At 31.7% G+C, this 15,851-nt stretch carries 13 protein-coding genes; 3 read left to right on the top strand and 10 right to left on the bottom strand.

What is annotated here, in order from left to right:
- On the top strand, positions 1-648 hold a 648-nt coding region (locus NFR82_RS05755), incomplete at its 5' end, for an IS3 family transposase (protein WP_251717342.1).
- Positions 649-697: 49 nt separating this feature from the next.
- Here NFR82_RS05755 and NFR82_RS05760 read toward each other — a convergent pair.
- Entirely contained in the window at positions 698-1,576 is an 879-nt protein-coding gene (locus NFR82_RS05760) for a DegV family protein (protein ID WP_251717343.1), read from the bottom strand.
- A gap of 57 nt (positions 1,577-1,633) precedes the next feature.
- The gene (locus NFR82_RS05765) at positions 1,634-2,044 is read right to left on the bottom strand and encodes a MarR family winged helix-turn-helix transcriptional regulator (RefSeq protein WP_251717344.1); all 411 of its coding nucleotides are present in this window, start codon (positions 2,042-2,044) and stop codon (positions 1,634-1,636) included.
- Positions 2,045-2,294: 250 nt separating this feature from the next.
- Here NFR82_RS05765 and NFR82_RS05770 point away from each other — a divergent pair, with 250 nt between their 5' ends.
- On the top strand, positions 2,295-3,989 hold the full coding sequence (locus NFR82_RS05770) for an Rqc2 family fibronectin-binding protein (RefSeq protein WP_251717345.1): 1,695 nt from the start codon (positions 2,295-2,297) through the stop codon (positions 3,987-3,989).
- A 49-nt stretch (positions 3,990-4,038) separates the two neighbouring features.
- Here the strand turns inward: NFR82_RS05770 and NFR82_RS05775 are convergent, their stop codons facing one another.
- Genes NFR82_RS05775 through NFR82_RS05795 form a run of 5 tightly spaced genes read right to left on the bottom strand, consistent with a single transcriptional unit; the run spans position 4,039 to position 11,338 of the window.
- Positions 4,039-7,224 (bottom strand): carbamoyl phosphate synthase large subunit, encoded by a 3,186-nt coding sequence (locus tag NFR82_RS05775; RefSeq protein ID WP_251717346.1) that lies wholly within the window; start codon positions 7,222-7,224, stop codon positions 4,039-4,041.
- Between the two features lie 4 nt (positions 7,225-7,228).
- Positions 7,229-8,284: a carbamoyl phosphate synthase small subunit gene (locus tag NFR82_RS05780; protein WP_251717347.1), complete on the bottom strand. Its 1,056-nt coding sequence runs from the start codon at positions 8,282-8,284 to the stop codon at positions 7,229-7,231.
- The gene (locus NFR82_RS05785; protein WP_251717348.1) at positions 8,284-9,201 is read right to left on the bottom strand and encodes an RluA family pseudouridine synthase; all 918 of its coding nucleotides are present in this window, start codon (positions 9,199-9,201) and stop codon (positions 8,284-8,286) included. The genes NFR82_RS05780 and NFR82_RS05785 overlap by 1 nt, the downstream gene beginning before the upstream one ends.
- The gene (gene lspA / locus NFR82_RS05790; protein WP_251717349.1) at positions 9,185-9,658 is read right to left on the bottom strand and encodes a signal peptidase II; all 474 of its coding nucleotides are present in this window, start codon (positions 9,656-9,658) and stop codon (positions 9,185-9,187) included. The genes NFR82_RS05785 and lspA overlap by 17 nt, the downstream gene beginning before the upstream one ends.
- Before the next feature lie 3 nt (positions 9,659-9,661).
- Positions 9,662-11,338 (bottom strand): formate--tetrahydrofolate ligase, encoded by a 1,677-nt coding sequence (locus NFR82_RS05795; protein WP_251717350.1) that lies wholly within the window; start codon positions 11,336-11,338, stop codon positions 9,662-9,664.
- A 166-nt stretch (positions 11,339-11,504) separates the two neighbouring features.
- Between NFR82_RS05795 and NFR82_RS05800 the strand changes: the two genes are divergently transcribed.
- Complete coding sequence (locus NFR82_RS05800) at positions 11,505-12,428, top strand: DegV family protein (protein WP_251717351.1); 924 nt, start codon at positions 11,505-11,507, stop codon at positions 12,426-12,428.
- A 49-nt stretch (positions 12,429-12,477) separates the two neighbouring features.
- Here the strand turns inward: NFR82_RS05800 and NFR82_RS05805 are convergent, their stop codons facing one another.
- From NFR82_RS05805 to NFR82_RS05815, 3 genes are all read right to left on the bottom strand, one after another.
- A complete protein-coding gene (locus NFR82_RS05805) occupies positions 12,478-13,014 on the bottom strand; it encodes a metal-dependent hydrolase (protein ID WP_251717382.1) in 537 nt (178 codons plus the stop codon).
- Positions 13,015-13,442: 428 nt separating this feature from the next.
- A complete protein-coding gene (locus NFR82_RS05810) occupies positions 13,443-14,675 on the bottom strand; it encodes a metallophosphoesterase (RefSeq protein ID WP_251717352.1) in 1,233 nt (410 codons plus the stop codon).
- On the bottom strand, positions 14,672-15,796 hold the full coding sequence (locus NFR82_RS05815) for a THUMP domain-containing class I SAM-dependent RNA methyltransferase (RefSeq protein WP_251717353.1): 1,125 nt from the start codon (positions 15,794-15,796) through the stop codon (positions 14,672-14,674). Before NFR82_RS05815 ends, NFR82_RS05810 begins: the two co-directional genes overlap by 4 nt.
- Positions 15,797-15,851 lie beyond the last annotated feature (55 nt).

Genomic DNA, 15,851 nt, shown 5'->3' on the forward strand with positions numbered 1-15,851 from the left:
GAAGGATATCAAGTAACCGATCGAGCCGTTCGCTATTGGATGCATAAATTTGATCTTAAGGGCAGAAGACGCAATAAGCGTAGATATTCTAGCTACAAAGGAACAATTGGCAAAATTGCTCCTAATTTGATTCGCCGTAAATTCTTCGCTCCTTTGCCTAACATGAAATGGTATACTGACATCACTGAATTTCACTTAAATGATGAGAAACTTTATTTATCGCCAATTCTTGATGGATGCGGCGGTGATATTGTTTCTTATTCTATCTCTCGTCATCCAGATATGAATTTAGTAATGACTATGCTGGATAAGGCTTTTGCCAAAGAGAAGGCACTTAATAACTGCATCTTTCATACCGATCAAGGCTGTCAATATCAAAGTCCAGCCTATCAGCGTGCTTTAAAGCTCCATGGAATTACTCAAAGCATGTCGCGTAAAGGAAACTCTTTGGATGATGGCTTAATGGAAAATTTCTTTGGCTTGCTTAAAACAGAGATGTTTTATGATCAAGAATACAAATATCACAATCTTGAAGAATTGACCAAAGCAATTGAAGAATATATTGAATACTATAACAACGAAAGGATTAAGAGCAGACTAAAAGGCTTAACTCCGATTGAATATCGGAATCAAGCCTTAGTCAGCTAGAATAAATGTTTGTCTAATTTTTACGTCTCAGTACATTTAGGCTCTTTTTTTATTTATTTAAATCTAACTTATCGATATCGATCATCCATGCAATCGCAATTGACTTTTCTCCTAGGTGAGTTGCGATAACAGGACTGAACTCTGCAACATCAACAGGTTTACCAGGGAATTTTTGGTTAACAAATTCTTTGATTTCTTCTGCTTGTTGGATGTAATTTGAGTGAAAAACAAAAAATCTTAGATCATCCTTATAAGATAATTTAGATGTTTCTTGGATTGCTAAATCTTCAATTTTTGTAATAGCTCTCTTCATAGATCTAATTTTATCAAATGCGATGATTTTCCCATCTTTGAAAGTTAACAACGGCTTTATATGTAGCATTGTACCAATAAATGCACTAGCATTGCTTAATCTTCCACCACGATTTAAATTCTTAAGATCATCAACAACAAAAAATTCATTAATAGTTGCTCGTATTTTGTCTAAATTAGTAATGATTTGTTCGGGTGTTAAACCGTTTCGAATCATTTTTGCAGCAGCAAGTACTAAATATCCTTGAAGTTTTACAGTAAGTTTTGAATCGTAGGGATATAGATGGTATTCAGGATTGTTCCTAGCGATAGTTTGTAAAGTATTATTATATCCTGATATTCCACTTGATAATGTTATGTCAATTATAGCTTCATAGCCTTCGCTGTGGAGCTTATCATAAAGTTCTATCATCTTACCCATACTAGGTTGGGAAGTTTTAGGAAAAGCTGCACCTTGTTTTTGAGTTTCAAAAAGTTCTTTTGAAGTAATGTTTACCCCTTCTAGATATTCCTTATCTCCAATGATAATAGGAATAGGTACAACGATTACATTATTTTCGTTAACTTCTTGTTTGGTTAAGACGCTAGTACTATCAGTAACTAATGCAATCTTCATATATAACCCCTTCATTTAATGATTTATATAGGCATCATTATAACATAAAAATTTGCTTTATGCTTCTACTACATGTGATTGCTTAGCTAATGAATTTAAAATATCTACAAAATTTTGAGTTGTATCTCCTTTTAATGAAGAGAATAAACTATTTTGGATTTCACTTAAGGTTACTTTTAATTCTTTGGCCTTCTTTAGTCCATTTGAATTTAATGCGACAATCTTACTAGAGTCCTTTTCAGATTTTAATACAGAGATAAGACTTTGTGTCTTTTGCTGTTGGACTTGTCGACTTAGAGTGGATAAAGAAATATCTAAGCCCTCTGCCAGTTTTCCCATAGTTAGGGGTTCGTTTTTGGTTTTATCGAAGAATAGTAAAATCCTAGTTTGTGAAATATTAAGCCCACATTTGTGATTTATTTCCTTTTTTATGTATTCAGCAATTACACTGAAAGATAAAATATCCATATTCCTACCTTTTTCTTTTCAAGATGAAACTTACAGTAATTATATCACTAAAATTGTTCGGATACTAAAAAGCCACCCAAATTGTGAAACAAAATAGTATTTATAAGATATTTCTTATTATAATTTTTAGATTATACCCCTCTATACAATAAAAATTTAATATTAAGTACTCTATTTTAAGTTTTAAGTAAAAGGTTATCATCACTGCAGATTATTGATATAATTAAGTAAATAATTTTGAGGTGATAAAATGGCTTTTGATGGTTTGTTTATACATAGTCTTTTGAATAATCTAACCCCTACTCTTGTTGGATCTAGATTGTCAAAAATATACCAACCCTTTGATCAAGATCTAATCTTAGTTTTTAGAAAAGATCGGAAGAATTATTCTTTATTAATTTCGGCTAACGCCCAGTATCCAAGAATTTATTTAACTAATCAAACAATTGTAAATCCAGATATTGCTCCTACTTTTGTAATGGTATTGAGAAAGTATTTAGAAGGTTCAGTTTTACAATCAATTGAACAAGTAGGACTTGATAGAATTATCAATTTTCACTTTAGTAATCGAAATGAGCTTGGAGATCAAGTTAAACTAGTTATGTCTGTTGAATTAATGGGAAGACATAGCAATGTTATTCTCTATAATCAAAAAGATGGACATATCATTGATTTGCTGAAAAGAATTAATATCGATGAAAATCGTGCTCGTATTCTGCTACCTAAGGCTAAATATGAATTACCTCCATTGAAACCTGGATTAAATGGATTTGATTTAAGTGAGGAAGATTTTAAACAAGAAAAATCTGAGAACTCTAATCTGAGCGACTTTATTAAGAAACTTAATGGTATGGATAGAGATGACCGTGAAGAATTGTTGGGATACTTAGAAGATGATTATTCTTACTCTTCATTCACTACTTTCTTTGGACAATTTAAGAATCCCAAGGGTTATATCCTGAAAACACCGAATAACAAAAGAAAAATTTTTACTTACTTGCCCTATCATCTTGAACTAGAAAAAGAAAGTGTAGATCCAGATATCAATCATGCTTTAGATGAGTTTTATGAATATCAAGAAACTCGTGATTGGGTAAAACAAAAGGCCGGCAGAATCGAAAAAATTATTAAAAATGAACAAAATAAACTTTCGAAAAAGATAGTAAAATTAAAGAAACAATTAGATCTTGCTGAAAACTCTGAATCATACAGAATAAAGGGTGAAATTCTGAATGCCCATTTAAATGAAGTTAAAGCTGGTATGACCAAGATTTCACTTCCAAATTATTATGAAAATAATGCTCCAATCGAAATTAAACTTGATGTTGCATTGTCCCCTGCTCGAAATGCTCAAAAATATTTTACTAGATATAAAAAGCTTCGAGATTCAATTAAACATATAAACAAGCAGATTGAAATTGCACAAGAAAATTTGGATTACTTCGATTCAATTCAAACTGCAATTAATAATGCAGATCCTCAAGATATTGATCAAATTACAGAAGAATTAGAAAACCAGGGCTATATTCGTAAACAAAAGAAACAGACACGACGCAAGAAGAAAATTTCTGAGAAGAACTTGAATAAGTTCAAACTTTCTTCAGGAAAGATTGTATTGGTTGGTAAAAATAATTATCAAAATGATTGGCTTACTTTAAAGAAGGCTAAAAAAGATGATTATTGGTTTCATGTTAAGAATATGCCTGGATCTCATGTAATATTACAGGATGATAATCCTTCTGAAGAAGATATAAAAGAAGCAGCAGAAATTGCAGCCTACTTCTCTAAAGCTAGATTATCTGGACATGTTCAAGTTGATTACGTTCAAGATAAGAGAGTTAAAAAACCGAATGGTGCAAAACCGGGCTTCGTTATCTATACTGGTCAAAATTCGATTGAAGTAACTCCTGAAGAAAAAGAAGTTTTAGATAAAAAAGTTAACTAAAAAAGCATGTATAATCTCATGTCAAATTTGAGATTATACATGCTTTTTCTTATATCGGTTGTGTTGTTAAAGCTAACGCTTCTAAAACGTCCAAAATTAATTCCGTTGTTTCAATACTTGAAAATACTGGAATATGAGTATTTAGGGCCTGGTCGCGTATTATTATTGCATCTGCGCTAGCAGTATCTGATAAGTTAGTAATATTTACAACCATTACAATTTTATGTTGATGAAGTTTTTCTATTAAATTATGAGGTGCTTCATGGATTTTACTTACAACTCCGGTGGTAATACCTGATTCGGCAATCATGTTGGCAGTACCTTCAGTGGCAATTAATTTGAAGCCTAACTTATTAAATCTTTTAGCCAGTCTAGTAGCTTCTTCTTTATCTTCATCTCTGACAGAAATAAAAATAGTACCAAAACTAGGTATGGGTAAGTCGCTTGCTTCATATCCCTTATATAAAGCCTTTGAAAGCTCTGTATCTCTACCCATTACAGAACCAGATGATTTCATTTTTGAATCAAAAGTATTTTCACTTTTATAGTCAATATATGAAAATACTGGCATTTTTACATGAATTAAATCATTACTGCTCCATAACTCCTCTTTAAATCCAAGCTCTTTTAAACTTTTACCAATGAGAACTTCAGTCGCAATCGAGGTTATATCTTTATCAACGGATTTTGAGAGAAATGCTACATTATGTCCAGCATATGGTTTGATTTGCAATAAAAATACTTTTGAATCAACTTTTAGAAAATGTAAGCTAAAGATTCCCCTGGTTTGAAGTCGCTTGATTAATTCGATAGAATATTTGGCTAAATCATTCTGACCTTCTTTATTTAAGTTTTGAGGTTTATAAACGGAAATCGAATCTGAAGCATGAGAACCTGTTTGTTCCAGATGTTCAATAATACCTGGAATAGTTACTTGAGTACCATCTGAAATTGCTGTGACTTCGTATTTGTTACCTTCAATAAATCTAGAAACAGTTATTTGATCTAATCTATTTTCTTTTAAATATTTTTCAATAGCGGGCACATCGTAAACAATAGCTGATTTTTGCTTGATATCTTTATTGAAACCACCAATTAATACTGGAAAATCGTGTTTAGAAACAAATTTAAATAATTTTTGACGATCTTTTGTATTTAAAGCTGGTACAGATTTTAATCCATGTAACGGATTAAGAAGTAAATTGTTAATATTTTCCTTAAGTCTTGGAGCTTCGCTACCAATGATATTGAGACCATGATCAATCAATTGTTTACTTAATGCACTAACTTTTTTACCAGAAAACTGAAGTAAGATATCTTTAATATTTTCTTTGTTCGCAATAGATAGAATGTTTTCAATTGTAATAGGATCAAAATATATTCTGTCTAAATTCTCATAATTTGCGGCCACGGATTCTGCATTATTTGATAATAAAACAGTTTCATAACCATTCTTATGTAAAGTTTTAATCACATGAGCAATCATGTAATCAAATTCACTAGTTACTGAGACTTGTAAAGGCAACATACCAATAATGAGAATTTTTTTATCCGATTTTAAGGGCTTTGCTTCATCCTGGACATTATAAGCGCTATAAAAAGATTGAACCTTTGGTTGATAAATTCCCGCTGAACCATCTATTTGAATGTAAGACGGAGTTAAGTTGGCATCTTGTGCAAATTTAAATACCTTATTAACTGAAATACCACGTATTAATGCAATTAACTCATTTGTAAATCCATATTTTTTTGCCTTTAAAAATAGATGCACGGATAACTCATCCGTATTATGAAGTTCCTTACCAATTTTTATTAGGTGCTTAAGCTTTTGAAAATAAATGGGATGAATATGAATAGTTTTTTGTAAATCCGCATATGTCATACCTTTAGCAAGAGCAGCTAGTAATGTAATTAAATGATTCTCATCTGGATGGGCAAGCCTTTTAATTAGTTCTTCTTCTGACCTAGCATAATCAGAATTAAAGGTCTGCCAACATAGATTAAGATTTGTCGTTGAAGCTAATCCCTTGATAAAAGCTGTCTCAAAATTTCTACCAATACCGATCGCTTCCCCACTCGCCTGCATTCGATTATTTAATTGATAATGATTATATCCAGATTCTGTTAAAGACCAATAAGGCATCTTAATTGATATAGTATCTAAAACCGGTTCAATGGTTGCATTTAAATCAGATCGAGGATCGGTAATCTCGTTTAAGTTATAGCCAATTGCAACCTTAGCTAAAATATACCCGACACTATAAGTTCCTAATTTTTGAATCCAAACAGAGCTTCTAGTTAATCTAGGCTTTATAGTTAAAACTTTTGTTTTAATTTGTGTACCATGGTGTTGAACAGCAAAATGGATACTTAGAACACCTAAAAGATTTAAATTTTCAGCAATTTTACGACTGATTGCCCGTAAATATTGAATTTGATCATTGTTCAAAGTAATAACTGGCATAATAACTGATGAATCACCATAATTAATGCTAATAGGTTCAATTGCACCTGCATAGTTGATAAATACGATATTACCATTACTATCTCTTATTAGATTAATTATAATTTCTTCCCAAGTTGAAAGATCTTCAGAAAGACTATAGTGAGTCCATGAAAAATTTTCATCTTGGCTCTCCTTTTTAAAGTAGTTTGTAAGTTCTTCAATATTTTTAAAAGTAAAGTGTTCATTATGAATGTATTTATTATGCTTAGTAACTAATACTGGAAATGAAACGCTTTCTTTTAATTTGTTGATATTTTCATTTAAATTACTTTGCGATACATTTTTTAAATGCCAAGACATACTAACATCAATATCAAGCTTAGTAAGGAAATCAAGTCTTTTTTGTTGATTCTGCATCATTAACATTTTTGGATTTAATGTTAACATTCTGATTTTCATTTGTTGCAAAATTCCATCTTGAAGCAATTTTTGAGCAACTTTTAAGGCAGTAGTTGAACCGTAAGCAGTGATAATTGCATCTGGTTCCTCCATTCTTAAAATTCGCTTTAAGAAATCTAATGTCATAGGTTCAAGATATACAGTTACCCCATCTTGTTTGTCAGTTGAAACTGTTGCAGGATTTGGATTTACAAGGACTACTTGAATTCCTTCTTCAGTCAAAGCTTTAATTGCATCTACTGCCATTAAATCCATTTCAGCGACGCTACCAACAAGAGTTGGACCTGATCCAATAATTAATACTTTGTCTAAATCATTCTCTAAAGGCATAAGATTACTCCATCATATTTAAAAATTGGTTGAAAATTGAAATTGCATCTAAGCTTCCGGGTGCTCCTTCCGGATTAAAAGCCACTGAGATGATTTTATCATCATTAATCACGTAACCCGCTAATAACTCAGTATGCATATCAAAATATTTTTGACTCAAATTTTTTTGTATACTATCAGGAAGTACAAGTTGATCAATATCCATTGAAGTTTGCCAAAGTTTACTAGAGTTTTGTTCGATAACTGGATAATTAGTTCCATTGAATTCATGTGGTAACTTAACTAATTCCAAGTTTAAATAGCTGCTTAAAACCAGAAATCCTAATCCAATTCCTAAAATTGGATATTTTCCATAGACTTGATCAATAATTTTACTTACGTATTTTAAAACCTCTTCAGGTTTTCCTGGCCCATTTGAGATTACTATTCCATCAGGCCGTAAGTTTTCAACATCAACTGGACTTGCATCATAAGGCAAAACTGTTACATTAACTCGTCTAAGAGATAACTCTCTCAACATTGAATGTTTTAATCCTAAATCAATCACTGCGATGTTTTTACCAATATTTGGAGCTGCATACGCATTTTTGGTAGAAACCATAGCTGACTTATTTTTGGGTAAGACTAAAGCCTTAATTTGATCAAAGGCATGTTCATCATCTGTATCCATTATAGAAGCCTTAATCCTATCTTCAGTCATAAGTCTATGTACTAATGCTCTCGTATCAATATCAAAGATTGCTGGAATATTCTTTTCTTTAAGAAAGGAGTCTAGTTCTTCAAAGGCTTCATTATCCGAAATGTTGAAACCTACATCATTTGCAATAATTCCTTTAACTGTTGGATTTATACTTTCGTAATCAATTGCGTTGATCCCACTATTACCAATAATAGGAGTGGTAAACACTAAAATTTTTCCAGCATTAGTAGGATCTGTTAATGCTTCTTGATATCCAAAATTTGAAGTTTGAATAGCAAGCTCTCCTGTTGAAATAATAGTCGCTCCTAATCCCTTTCCTGGAAAAGAGCTTCCATCTTCAAGTATTAAATATCTTTTCATTACTTAAGATCACTTCTTAATTTGTTCAATGTATCAATAAAAATTTGTGGAGGATCAATTTCAAATTCAAGCCATTCCTTAGTTTTAGGATGTTCAAATCCTAAAACTTTTGCATGTAAGAATTGTCCATTTCCTTTTAGAGTTTTTCTAGGTCCATATAAAGGATCTCCAGCTACTGGATGACCAATGTATGCTAAGTGTACCCTTATTTGATGAGTACGCCCGGTTTCTAATTGGCATTGAATTAAGCTGTAATCTTTAAATTGCTCCAAAACAGTAAAGTGAGTAACAGCTGGCTTACCATTTTCTACGACACCCATTTTCTTTCTATCTTTTGGATTTCTCCCGATTGGAGCATCTATTGTACCAGCTTTTTCACCAAAATTTCCATGAACAATAGCTAAATAAATTCGTTTATTGGTTTTATGTGCTAACTGTGATTCTAAAGATTCGCGACTAGCAGCATTCTTAGCAATCATAAGTAAACCAGAAGTATCTTTGTCAATGCGGTGAACAATCCCAGGTCTAAAACCTTCAGGACTTGCTGCAAGATCCTTGGTATGAAAAAGTAAAGCGTTGACTAAAGTATGGTCTGGATGACCAGCTGAGGGATGTACTACCATACCTTGAGGCTTATTAACAACAATAACGTCATCATCTTCATAAACTATTTCAAGAGGAATATCTTCAGGAGCAATATTCAAAGGTTTTGCCGCTGGAACATTAACAGTTATTTGATCGCCCTTTTGAGGTTTATATGAGCCTTTTTTTACAACATGCTCATTAACTAATATTTGTTTATCTTGAATTAATTCCTTTACTCGAGTTCTTGAGAGATCGGAGATTTCTTCTGATAAATATTTGTCTAATCTAGAATTGATATTATCTTCAATTTTTAATTTATAAGTTTTTGTCATTTGATTCTTCTTTTTCATCAAAAAATACTAAATAAGCAAATACTAAAATTACACCAATAGTAATGGCCGAATCTGCAATATTGAAAATATTAAATCTTACAAAATCAAGTTGGAACATATCAACAACATATTTTAAGTGAATCCGATCGAAGAAATTTCCAACGATTCCTCCAAGAATTAATGCAAGGCCAACATCGAATAAAGCATTTTTATATTTCTTATTAAAAAGAAAATATAAACACACAAGTATTGAGATAATACTAATTATGTAAAATAACCACATTTGACCAGGTAAGATATTCCATGCAGCTCCATTATTTTGTAAATAATTAAATGACAAAATTCCTGGTATAACTTGATGAACTTCTCCAACCTTATAATTATTTAAGATAAAAAGCTTTAATCCTTGATCGGCTAGTACAACTAGCAATGAAATAATTAAATATAAAAATTGCATGATTTAAAATAGACCGCTTATCTTTCCGTTATTATCAACATTAATGTCTAAGGCCGCAGGATGCTTTGGTAACCCAGGCATATCTAAAACATTTCCAGTAGTCACAACAACAAAACCTGCTCCATTTTTCAAATCGATTCCTTTAACATGTAAAGTAAAATCAATTGGTGCACCTAAAAGTTGCTTATTATCAGTAAATGAGTATTGGGTTTTTGCGATAATTACAGGAAGATTATTTTTATTAATCTTTTCTAATTCTGCAATTTGCTTGAGCGCTTTTTCGCTGTATTCAACATTGGTAGCATGATAAATCTTAGTAGCGACTTTTTCAATTTTAGTCTTAATATCATCATTTTCGTCGTAAGTAGATTTGAGGTTAGCCTTTTTACTGTCAGCCAATTCTACTACGGCTTTTGCCGCCTCAATACCGCCTTTTGAACCTACATCATGATAGTTTACAATTTCTGCTTTAATTCCCTGCTCTTCAACTAATTCTTTTAATAGCTTTAATTCGGCTTCAGAATCACTTGCAAAACGATTGATTAAAACAATTGTAGGAACATTATAGGACCGCATATTTTCCATATGACGCTTCAAGTTAGTAAAACCTGCTCTTAACGAGTCAAGGTTTTCTTCATTCAAGTGATCTGTTGTTTTTTCATCTTGATATTTCAATGCTCTAACAGTAGCAACAATTACACTTACATCAGGAGTCTTTTCCAAATGTTTAGAAACAAAGTCCATAAACTTTTGACCACCTAAATCACTACCAAATCCTGCTTCTGTCAAAGTATAATCACTAAGATGCAATGCCAGGTTGGTTGCTATTACAGAGTTTGCACCATGCGCAATATTAGCAAATGGACCCCCGTGAACTAATGTTGGAGTATGTTCCAATGTTTGAACTAAATTTGGCTTTAAGGCGTTAGAAAGTAAAGCTGCAATTGCGCCTTGGAATCCTAATTGTTTAACAAAAACGGCCTCATCGTTAATTGTATAACCAACTAGCATATTACCAATTCTAGTTTTCAAATCATCAATATCATTGGCTAAACATAAAATTGCCATTAATTCATTTGCAACTGTAATTGCAAAGCTTGATGAATGTTCAATTCCATTAAATTTTGATCCTTGACCCACTGTGATTTTTCTTAAAGAACGATCATTAACATCGATCCCTCTCTTCAATAGAATTCTTTCTGGATCTAATTGTAAGGAATTATCTTGATAAATATAGTTATCAACTAATGCAGCCAGTGTATCAATTGCACTAGTTAAAGCATGCATGTCTCCAGTGAAGTGAAGATTGATATCTTCCATTGGAATGATTTGGGCCATACCGCCTCCGGTTGCCCCACCTTTTAAACCAAAAACGGGTCCCATTGATGGTTCACGTAGAGCAATCATTGTCTTCTTATGAAGTTGATTACTAATTGCATCTCCCAAGCCAATCGTTATTGTCGACTTACCTTCTCCAGCTGGAGTTGGAGATATTGAAGTTACCAAAATAAGTTTTCCTAAGTGGTGATTTGATCTGCTTCTTTGAATAGCACTCCAATTAATCTTGGCCTTGTCATATCCATAAAGTTCCAAATCACTATCAGCTAAATCAACTTTAGCCGCAATTTCGTTAATTGATTCTTCTTTGGTTTCTTGAGCAATTTGAATATCTGTTTTCATAGGTTAAAACTCCTTTAATAAATTAATTAACTAAAATTGTAAAAACGATAGCAGTTTAGAATTTAGGTCACCCATTTCCGATTAAATACTATTTTAATTATAACAAAATTTTACCGGTGAATCTTTTTACATTATAATAATGAATATCAAATGGAGGTAAAAATAAATGAAAATTGCTGTTTTGACGGATAGTTCTGCCTATTTAAGTAAAGAAGACCAAGAAAAATATAATATCGATGTAATTCCTATTCCAATTATTTGGGACAAAAAAGTTTACAAAGATATGGTTGAAATTAAATACGAAGAATTTTATCAAAAACTTGCAACAAGCGATACCCTTCCTTCTACTTCACAACCTTCTGTAGGGGAATTTAAAGAAAATGTAGATAAATACGTTGATGAAGGATATACTGATTTGATCTTTATTCCCTTATCAAGTGGTATTTCTAGTTTTTATAATTCTGTTAAGGGATTTGTTTCAGAAGAGCAAAGAATAAAGATTCATTTATTTGATTGCCGTATTACTTGTGCTGGTGAAGCGGATGCTGCTATTTTAGCTGCTAGACTTGTTCAAGCTGGTGCAGATGTGGATTTAATTATGCATGACTTAGAGGATCTTAGAAAGACAATGGACGTTCGTTTCATGGTAGATGATTTAAATCATTTGAAGAGAACTGGCAGATTATCAAATGCTGCAAGTTTTGTTGGAGGTCTACTGAAAATTAAGCCAATTTTATCAATGGATGTTCAAAACAAAGGACAAATTTCTGCAATTGCGAAAGAGCGTCAATACAAACGAGCCTATAAGCATGTGAAAAATGACTTTAAACGTTTAACTGAAAATCTTGAGTATCCAGTTCAATGTACAATTTTTGATTCGCTTGATCCAGAACGTAAGCAAGAATGGCTTTCTGATTATCGAGCAAGTTTTCCAAATATTAAATTTGATGAAAGTATTATTGGACCGGTTGTTGGGGTTCATGTGGGACAACATACTATCTCAATGATTTGGTGTAGAGATATTGATTCCTACTTTGATGAAAATGGTAATCCACTTTTAAACATAAATTCACCTGAAATTAAAGACTAAAAAAGTCTAGATTGAATCCAAAAATTTCAATCTAGACTTTTTAATACTTCTATATAAATCTCGCTATCCAATAAAAAGACATAAGAGCAATTCCAACAATAGCAAAGAATGTGACAGTTTTTTCTAAAAAACCGCCAACTTTATAACTGATTAAATGATGATTAGCCTTCTTTTTTAAAGGAGCAAACCATTCTACTCCTTGGTGACTAAAACTATCTTCGAATAAATGTAATAAGTAGCCGATAACTATCCCTAACCATAGACAATTCCAGCTACTTTTTATATTGAATCTGCTTAAATCAATCGGAATAAAATGATTCATTAAAAAATACAATCCGGTTGAAAATAAAATCCATCCAAGTAATGAATGAGTAATGCCACGATGTCGAAGAAATAGACTAAAATTAATCAATGACTTTCTACTGACTTTACTGTTATATTCATCAATATCTGGTAAGGAAGATCCGATTGCCGTTGCAGCTAACAGGACTATACTTGGGATGAAATTAGTAGTAAATTGATTGGTATATAAAATCCCCATTTCAACAATTGCTATACTGCAAATTCTATGTGATCGTGCTAAAATCTTCCTCACCTTCTTTCATCATGTTCACCTAATATTGTATCATACAAAAAAGGCAAAATCCCTTATTTATAGGGATTTTGCCTTTTTTGATTTAAAAGTTAGGAAGTAATAAGTATGTAAAGAATCAAATTGAATTTCATATACATTTAAAATCTTCCATGACCAAACTTTTTTTGGTATATCTTTAATTTTGACTTTAGTTCTAAACGGTAATTTAAAATACTGAGATGAATGATAGGATTCAAGTAAAGTATAAATCAGTAGAACAAAAAATATCGTGATTAATATCACAGCAGGCCAGTTAATTCCATTTGCCCCTTCATAAGCAAACGTAAGTCCAATGAATAGTATCGTAAATAACCAACTATAATATATCAATCCAACTCTACCTAAAAAGATAAAATAATTTTTATTAAAAATTTTCATTATTAGTACCGTATTTTAACTCCTAGATTACTATGATTGGTGGTATCGTATAATGTTTTTAAGTATACACGATATTCAGGATGTTGCTTAATCAAAGTTTTATAAGCTATCGTTTTATGAATCTCCTGCAATTTAGTGTCTTTTAAATTATTGTGACCTGTATAAAAATTATAATTCATCTTAGCAAAGAGATTTCCCATTTCTCTGACTAAATTAATATTATTATGAAATTTTTTCATATCGCTTTGCATCAGATCAGCAGCAATCGATCCCAATTGTAAATTTTCTAAATAATTATCAAAATGAGCCAAAGTATAATTTTGTAATTCTTTGTCATTAAGATAATTTTTCATATGAAATATTTTTCTCACATAAGTAATATGGCGGTGGTGCAATCTCACGACACCATAACCTTGATCATTTGAGCAAAAACTAGAAGTTACAATTTCAGTTGTTGGTGTCATATCTTGTGGTCCTAGAATGTTCTGAGCATGAATATGACCTGAGAAAGCTAATTTCACATTATATTTAGAGCATAAATCACGTAAATCATTTGCATTATCCAATACGTAGCCATTATTTACAGCTGGATTATGGGCATAAAGATTATGGTGCATGAAAATAATAGGACGTAAATTATTTTTGCTAGCATATCTCAACTGTTCTTCTATCCATTTTAATTGTTCTTTATTAATGCCACCATGCGTTTTTGGAGCTTCAGTAGTTTCTTCTCTGCCGTAGTAATTAGAGTCCAGCATTAATAACAAATAATCTGGGTTAAGTTGGACACTATATGCTAGAGAACTTTTATCATTACTGTAAGCTAACTTATAAGATTTTGAAAAAATATTTTTCCAAAAATTAGGACTAATTTCGCCAGTGTAATATTGCTTTTTACCATGGAATTCTCTGGCCCAGCCATCAAAAATATCATGATTCCCAGGAACAATTAGTAATTTAGTATCAGTTAATGATTTAAAAATTTTAGCAAAACGTTCTGCAGAAGCTCGCTCTCCGTTAAAAGTAACGTCCCCTGTTACTATTATTGCTGCAGGTTTTTTTTCGTTTGCCATTCGACAAAATGCTTTTAAGGCTGTTTCTTGATAATAAAGATCTTTACCTTGACTAGTTTTTTGCATTTGTGAAAAAGCCTGACCATTATCATGTAAACTATCTGCAATTAAATGTGTATCCGATATAACCCATAATTCGGTATTTAAACTATCTGTAATCATCTTTTATTTGCCCAATATTGATAGAAATCAACACGTAAATTTCCGTTAAATAATTTTCTCTTCTTAGTTGCTTTCTTACCAAAAAATTTTTCAAATTGTCGATCGGCCGTTAAATAATATTGACTAAAAGAATCCATAGGACCAAACACTTCTCCCATTTGTTCATACAAATGTTCAGCTGATTCCTTATCCTTTAATCTTTTACCATAAGGTGGGTTGGCAATAATTATTCCGTTTGTTAGATCACTTGCAAAGTCTTTTACAGCTACCTGTTTAAACTTAATATCTTGTAAAACTCCAGCATTATGTGCATTTAATTTAGCAATTTCTAAAATTGATTGGTCAATATCACTCGCTAATATAGGTGCATCTGCAGGTTTGATAACAGATTTTGCTTCTTCTAAAAGATCTGGATGAAGCTTTTGATCAAACCAATCAAAATTATCGAATGCAAATTTTCTCCATGAACCAGGTGCAATATTTTTAGCGATTAATGCGGCTTCAATTGCTAAAGTACCTGAACCGGTCATTGGATCGATAAGTGGATGTGATCCATCATATGGAGTTAATTTTAATAAACTAGCTGCGAAATTTTCTTTAAGTGGAGCTCCACCATGTTCAACTCTATAACCACGTTTAAACAAACTGGCACCAGTGGTATCTAAAGAAATTCTAGCAACATCCTTATAAATATGGATATCTAAAGGATATTCGCTTCCACTTTCTGGTAAAAAACCTCGACGATGATATTGCTCCATCATTTTATCTACAATTGCTTTTTTCACAATAGATTGAACATCAGGTTCAGAGTGCAATTTTGATCTCACTGCTCTACCTTGAACTGGAAATTTTGCATCGACAGGTAAAAGTTCAGCCCAATTATAATCATAGATTTGATTATATAAAGTATCAAAATCTGTCGCTTTGAATTCCTTAAGTAAAATCTTGATTCTATCGGCAGTTCTTGACCATAAATTTGTTTTAACGATATCTTTCTGAGTTCCTTCAAAGAAAACTCTTCCGTTTTCATTAGCAGTTTCATATCCTAAAGTATTTAATTCTTTAGATACTACACTTTCAAAACCGGCACCCATTGTTGCAAATAATTTATATTTTTTCATTAAATTCTCTTTCGTCAAATAAATTAAAAAAGAGTTGAACTCCAAAAGAAGTTCA

The sequence above is a fragment of the Lactobacillus agrestimuris genome (assembly GCF_943193025.1).
Taxonomy (GTDB): domain Bacteria; phylum Bacillota; class Bacilli; order Lactobacillales; family Lactobacillaceae; genus Lactobacillus; species Lactobacillus agrestimuris.